The organism is Aminobacter sp. P4_D5 (assembly GCF_056401815.1).
This window is the reverse complement of sequence record NZ_JBFUIP010000262.1, coordinates 1-5,381: the sequence shown is the minus strand read 5'-3', so window position 1 is coordinate 5,381 and position 5,381 is coordinate 1. Positions and strand designations below refer to the sequence as shown.

The 5,381-nt window shown below is 60.9% G+C and carries 7 protein-coding genes; 3 read left to right on the top strand and 4 right to left on the bottom strand.

Annotation, left to right across the window (positions count from 1 at the left end; all coding sequences use genetic code 11):
• Positions 1–339: 339 nt before the first annotated feature.
• Positions 340–552 carry a hypothetical protein gene (locus tag AC1DWF_RS29950; RefSeq protein WP_476784567.1) on the top strand — a complete coding sequence of 71 codons (213 nt, stop codon included), beginning with the start codon at positions 340–342 and terminating at the stop codon, positions 550–552.
• A 70-nt stretch (positions 553–622) separates the two neighbouring features.
• Positions 623–982, top strand: a complete 360-nt coding sequence (locus tag AC1DWF_RS29945) for a hypothetical protein (RefSeq protein ID WP_476784566.1) — start codon at positions 623–625, stop codon at positions 980–982.
• A 3-nt stretch (positions 983–985) separates the two neighbouring features.
• Here AC1DWF_RS29945 and msrB read toward each other — a convergent pair whose 3' ends face one another.
• Together msrB and AC1DWF_RS29935 are read right to left on the bottom strand one after the other, a co-directional pair.
• Positions 986–1,390: a peptide-methionine (R)-S-oxide reductase MsrB gene (msrB, locus tag AC1DWF_RS29940; RefSeq protein ID WP_476784565.1), complete on the bottom strand. Its 405-nt coding sequence runs from the start codon at positions 1,388–1,390 to the stop codon at positions 986–988.
• An 88-nt stretch (positions 1,391–1,478) separates the two neighbouring features.
• The gene (locus tag AC1DWF_RS29935; protein WP_476842416.1) at positions 1,479–2,669 is read right to left on the bottom strand and encodes a vWA domain-containing protein; all 1,191 of its coding nucleotides are present in this window, start codon (positions 2,667–2,669) and stop codon (positions 1,479–1,481) included.
• A gap of 190 nt (positions 2,670–2,859) precedes the next feature.
• Between AC1DWF_RS29935 and AC1DWF_RS29930 the strand changes: the two genes are divergently transcribed.
• The gene (locus tag AC1DWF_RS29930) at positions 2,860–3,945 is read left to right on the top strand and encodes a glycoside hydrolase family 25 protein (RefSeq protein ID WP_476842415.1); all 1,086 of its coding nucleotides are present in this window, start codon (positions 2,860–2,862) and stop codon (positions 3,943–3,945) included.
• A 30-nt stretch (positions 3,946–3,975) separates the two neighbouring features.
• On the opposite strand, the gene AC1DWF_RS29925 is transcribed toward AC1DWF_RS29930, so the two are convergent.
• Together AC1DWF_RS29925 and AC1DWF_RS29920 are read right to left on the bottom strand one after the other, a co-directional pair.
• Positions 3,976–4,422, bottom strand: a complete 447-nt coding sequence (locus AC1DWF_RS29925; protein WP_476784562.1) for an N-acetyltransferase family protein — start codon at positions 4,420–4,422, stop codon at positions 3,976–3,978.
• Between the two features lie 112 nt (positions 4,423–4,534).
• Positions 4,535–5,374: an AAA family ATPase gene (locus AC1DWF_RS29920; protein WP_476788185.1), complete on the bottom strand. Its 840-nt coding sequence runs from the start codon at positions 5,372–5,374 to the stop codon at positions 4,535–4,537.
• Between the last annotated feature and the right edge of the window lie 7 nt (positions 5,375–5,381).

The following is a 5,381-nucleotide window of genomic DNA, read 5'->3' as shown; positions in this document are numbered from 1 at the left end:
ACATTAGCGTGCACGTATGTTTTAACGCACGCAAGCAATCCGGACGTTGGGGAAGCTACTTCGATGGATGGGTGTTGCTTTTAGGCAATTGCTAACAATTGCTAACCAAAGCCGTCGCGTCGAATGGACAAGGCGGCCCAGTCCGAGTCGAATTGCTTTATCCAACAGATCGGACCAACCACTCAATCCTGTGAAGGATCTAGAAACACCAGTTTCTGGTCTTTTGTTGTCATTTTACGTTTGATCAATTGCCGATGCATTGCAACACGGTTGCAACCCATGGAAGCAGGGCCGCATTCGCGCTCTTCGCGAGCATTCCGCATCGGCACGGAAGACGGATTGGACCTGATCGCCGGCACATGCGCAGTCGCCTTCACGCAGAAAGGCGAGGCAACTCGGCCGCATATTTCCGCGCGAGGCATTTGCCTGCGAATTTCTTCGTTTCTTGACCCGTTTGGGGCACTGATCCGCCTGCGCAAGCAGGGTCAGGTCGAGCGCGACCAAGCCGAAGCGATGCTCCGACCTGTACAAGGCGGCCCTTGGATGGTGTGATAGGCTAGCTGCCCGATCCCGAACCATGTAAGGGCAGCGACCGCCGATCAAGATGATGCGAGGTCACGAGATGACGAGTGCAGGGCAATTCCATCCTTCAGGCAGCACCGGTCCCATCGGCAGGCAAGGCGGCATTTCCGCGTTCTTCTCACGGCGCTGGAACGGCGAAGTGCCACTTGGCCAGCTGTTCTGGCGCGACATGGTCACGGTCGGCAGCCTGATCAATGTCGTCACCACGATCATTGCGCTGYTGATCCTGGCCGCCAAGATGTCGGCATTGTTTGCGGTCGCCGTGCACCTGATCCCGCTGCCTTACAATCTATTCCTTTATGGCAGCGTGCTGCGCACCGCCGACATGGCAGGCACGCCCAATGCCGGCACGATAAAGATAGGCGCCACTTTGTGGATCATCCTCGCCAGCCTGCTTTGAGGCTCAGCTCGCCGGCTCGAAGTTCAGCGCCACGCCGTTGATGCAGTAGCGAAGGCCGCTCGGCGGCGGACCATCGGGAAAGACATGGCCAAGATGGCTGCCGCAGCGCGCGCAATGGCATTCCGTGCGCACCATGCCGTAGCTGCGGTCGACGGTGTTTTCGACCGAGCCTTCGACAGGATCGTTGAAGCTCGGCCAACCGGTGCCGCTTTCGAACTTCAGCTTGGATTCAAACAAGGGCTGGTCGCAACCAGCGCAGGTAAAGGTGCCGGCGCGCTTTTCATAAAGCAGCGCGCAACTTCCCGGCCGCTCGGTGCCGTGGTGGCGCATCACCTGGTACTGCTCGGGCGTCAGCAGCGCGCGCCATTCGGCGTCGGTGCGGATGACGGGGTAGGTCTTGGTGTCCATGCTATGGTCTCCCATGCTTTGTCTTTTCTTCGCACAGATAGTTACGAGCGTTCGCTGATGACAGGGCATCACTTCGCGGTGAAGGGAATCAGTGTTTGCGCGACAGCTGTTTCGTTGCGGCTTCAAGTCCGGCCAGCGTCAGCGGGTACATGCGGCTGGAGAATATCTCACTGACCATCTTGATCGAGCTTGTGTAGCCCCAGTGCTTTTCCCGCGTCGGATTGAGCCAGACGGCGTTGGGCCATTGTTCGAGCACGCGGCGCAGCCACACAGCCCCAGGTTCCGGGTTCCAGTGTTCAACCGAACCGCCGGCATAAGCGATCTCATATGGGCTCATCGAAGCGTCTCCGACAAAGATCACCTTGTAGTCGTGGCCGTATTTGTGGAGCACGTCGAGCGTAGGCAAGACCTCTTGATGGCGGCGGCGATTGTCCTTCCACACGCCTTCGTAGAGGCAATTGTGGAAGTAGAAATATTCGAGCTGGCGGAACTCGACGCGCGCGGCCGAGAACAGCTCCTCCACGACCTTGATATGGTCGTCCATCGAACCGCCGACATCGAAGAACATCAAAAGCTTGACCGCGTTGCGCCGTTCGGGCCGCGTCTTGACGTCGAGATAGCCATGATCGGCCGTGGCGTGGATGGTGCCCGGCAGGTCGAGTTCTTCGTCCGCGCCCTCGCGCACCCAGCGGCGCAGGCGCTTGAGCGCCACCTTGATGTTGCGGGTGCCGAGCTCGACGCTATCGTCGAAGTTCCTGAACTCGCGCTTGTCCCAGACCTTGACCGCGCGACGGTGGCGGCTTTCGGCTTGCCCGATGCGCACGCCCTCGGGATTGTAGCCATAGGCGCCGAAGGGCGAGGTGCCTGATGTGCCGATCCACTTTGAGCCGCCCTGATGGCGGCCCTTCTGCTCCTCAAGGCGCTGCTTCAGCGTCTCCATCAGCTTTTCGAAACCGCCGAGCGCTTCGACCAGTTTTTTTTCCTCGTCGCTGAGCGTCTTTTCGGCAAGCCGGCGCAGCCATTCCTCGGGAATGTCGGCGACATTGACAGCGCTCTCACCGGCAACCGCCTCGACGCCTTTGRAGTAGTGCGAAAAGACCTGGTCGAAGCGGTCGATATGGCGCTCGTCCTTCACCAGCGTTGCACGAGCGAGGTAATAAAAGCCCTCGACGTCATAGCTGACGAGATCGGCATCGAGTGCTTCGAGCAGCGCCAGATATTCCCGCAGCGAGACCGGGACCTTGGCCGCCTTGAGTTCGAGAAAGAACGGTATGAACATGGCGGCACTTTGCTTCGCATCGTCGCGGCAAGCAAGCCTGTGGTGCCGGTGTCGGGTCGCTTCGATGCCACACTCAAAGGTAAAAATAAGATTCAGTCTTTTTTGGTAATTTCCCGTTAGCAATTCAAATCAGTGGAGTTCGGGGGCCCGAGTCTTGCCGTCGGCGGTCTCGTTTTGCGTACGGGTAACAATGCGTTTTTCAGCTGCGTCAGCGATCCTTCTCGCCAGCATGGCCTTGGCCGGCTGCACCTCCAGCTCGGGGCTGGGCGACCTCATRGCGCAGGCAGGGACATCGTCCGAGACGACGAGTTCCGTTGCAAGGCCAGCGAGCCCCATTCCATCGGCCGATGTGGCACCTGCCGCAGTACAACGGCCGATGCCGCAACAGGCGATGGCCGCACCACCACCGATGACACTGGTCGAGCCGCCGGTAGCAGTGGCGATGGCCATGCCGACGCCTATGCCCGCGGCACCGACGGCGCCAGCGATCGAACTTGAAGACATGCCATTGCCGGGGGCAAAGCCGATCGCGCTGGTCGCCCCGTCGAACCCGATGAAGGCCACGCCTTTCGCGCCGGGCCAGATTTACGGCCGCCGTTTCCGCGACGCCAAGCCGATCAATTTCGGCAAGGCCATGTCGCCGAAGAATTTCGCCGTCCATGGCGTCGACGTATCGCGCTGGCAGGGCGAGATCGACTGGCCGAAGCTGCGCACCCAGGGCGCCAACTTCGCGTATATCAAGGCCACCGACGGAGGCGACCACCTCGACCCGATGTTCAAGAAGAACTGGCGCGCAGCCGAGGCCGCCGGTCTGAAGCGCGGCGCCTATCATTTCTTCTACTGGTGCCGCACCGCCGGCGAGCAGGCCAACTGGTTCATCCGCAACGTGCCCAAGGTGGCCGGCGCCCTGCCGCCGGTGATCGACGTCGAATACAATGGCGAGTCGAGCTGCAAGCGCCGCCACAGCCCGGAAAAGATCCGCGAAAAGATGCAGGTCTTCATGGACATCCTGGAGCGTCATTACGGCCAGCGCCCGGTCATCTACACCGCGCCCGACTTCTACCGCGACAACCTGCGCGGCCACTTCCAGAACTACCCGTTCTGGCTGCGCGCCGTGGCCGAGCCGCCGTCCAAGGTCTATCCCGGCCGCAACTGGGTGTTCTGGCAGTATTCGGGTTCGGGCCTGTCGCACGGCGTCGACGGCAAGATCGATCTCAACGTCTTCCGTGGCAACGCTGCCCAGTGGCACAAGTGGGTGGCCAATAGCGCGGGTTGAGCGGCCCGGGCTGCTCAGCTTGCGTCAGGCCTAGAGCAAATCGTATTCGACGAAGCCGGTGAGGCGGGCGACGCGGTCGTAGAGCTTGCGCGCGGTGGCATTGGTTTCATGCGTCATCCAGTAGACGTTGGAGACGCCGATCCTGGCCGCTTCCTGCTTGACCGCTTGAATGAGTGCCGCACCAACGCCCTTGCCGCGTGCGGCTGGGTCAGCGAACAGGTCCTGCAGGTAGCAGTTGTTGGCCTCGGACCAGCCCGAACGGTGGTAGAGATAATGGGTCAGCCCGACCGCCTTGCCGTCGACGATGGCAATCAGGCCCTTGGGCTCGAATTCGCCGTCGGTGAACAGCCGCTTCCAGGCGAGTTCGTAGATGTTCTCGGGCAGCACCGTGTTGTAGAAATCGAGATAGGCGGTCCACAGCCCGCGCCATTCGGCATGGTCGGCAAGCTCAAGCGGGCGGATGGTGATGTCGGTCATGGCTATGCCTTTCGTGATTGCGTCGGTTGGCTGGAACCTGCCTCAGCATTGCCATGCGGCCAACGGTCCACAGCGTGGAAAATCGTTGTCCGTCCGCTGCGCGGACCGTTCCTCACCCCTGCCTTCTGGCCATGAATGCCAGGCGCTCGAACAGATGCACGTCCTGCTCGTTCTTGAGCAGCGCGCCATGCAGCTTGGGCAGCGCATTTTTCGGGTCGGCGCGCAGGTCTTCGGGTGCGACGTCATCGGCAACGAGCAGGCGGATCCAGTCGAGCGCCTCGGAGGTCGACGGCTTCTTCTTGAGGCCTGGCACGTCGCGGATCTCATAGAATTGGGTGAGCGCCGCGCGCACCAAACTCTGCTTGATGCCGGGATAGTGGACCTCGACGATCTTGTGCAACGTATCGACGTCGGGAAAGCGGATGTAATGGAAGAAGCAGCGGCGCAGGAAGGCGTCGGGCAGCTCCTTTTCGTTGTTGGAGGTGATGATGACGATCGGGCGCACCTCCGCGCGGATCGTCTCGCCGGTCTCGTAGACGAAGAACTCCATGCGATCGAGTTCCTGCAACAGGTCGTTGGGAAACTCAATGTCGGCCTTGTCGATCTCGTCGATCAGCAGCACTACCTTGCGTCCGGCTGCAAACGCGTCCCACAGCTTGCCGCGCTTGATGTAGTTCTTGATGTCGTTGAAGCGCCCATCGCCAAGCTGGCTGTCGCGCAGGCGCGACACCGCGTCATATTCGTAGAGGCCCTGCTGCGCCTTGGTGGTGGATTTGACATTCCATTCGATCATCTCGAGGCCGAGGCCTGATGCGACCTGGCGCGCCAGCTCGGTCTTGCCGGTGCCTGGCTCACCCTTGACCAGAAGAGGGCGTTCGAGCGCGATCGAAGCGTTGACCGCCACCATCAGATCCTTGTCGGCGACATAGGCCGACGTTCCTTCAAAACGCATGCGAAAC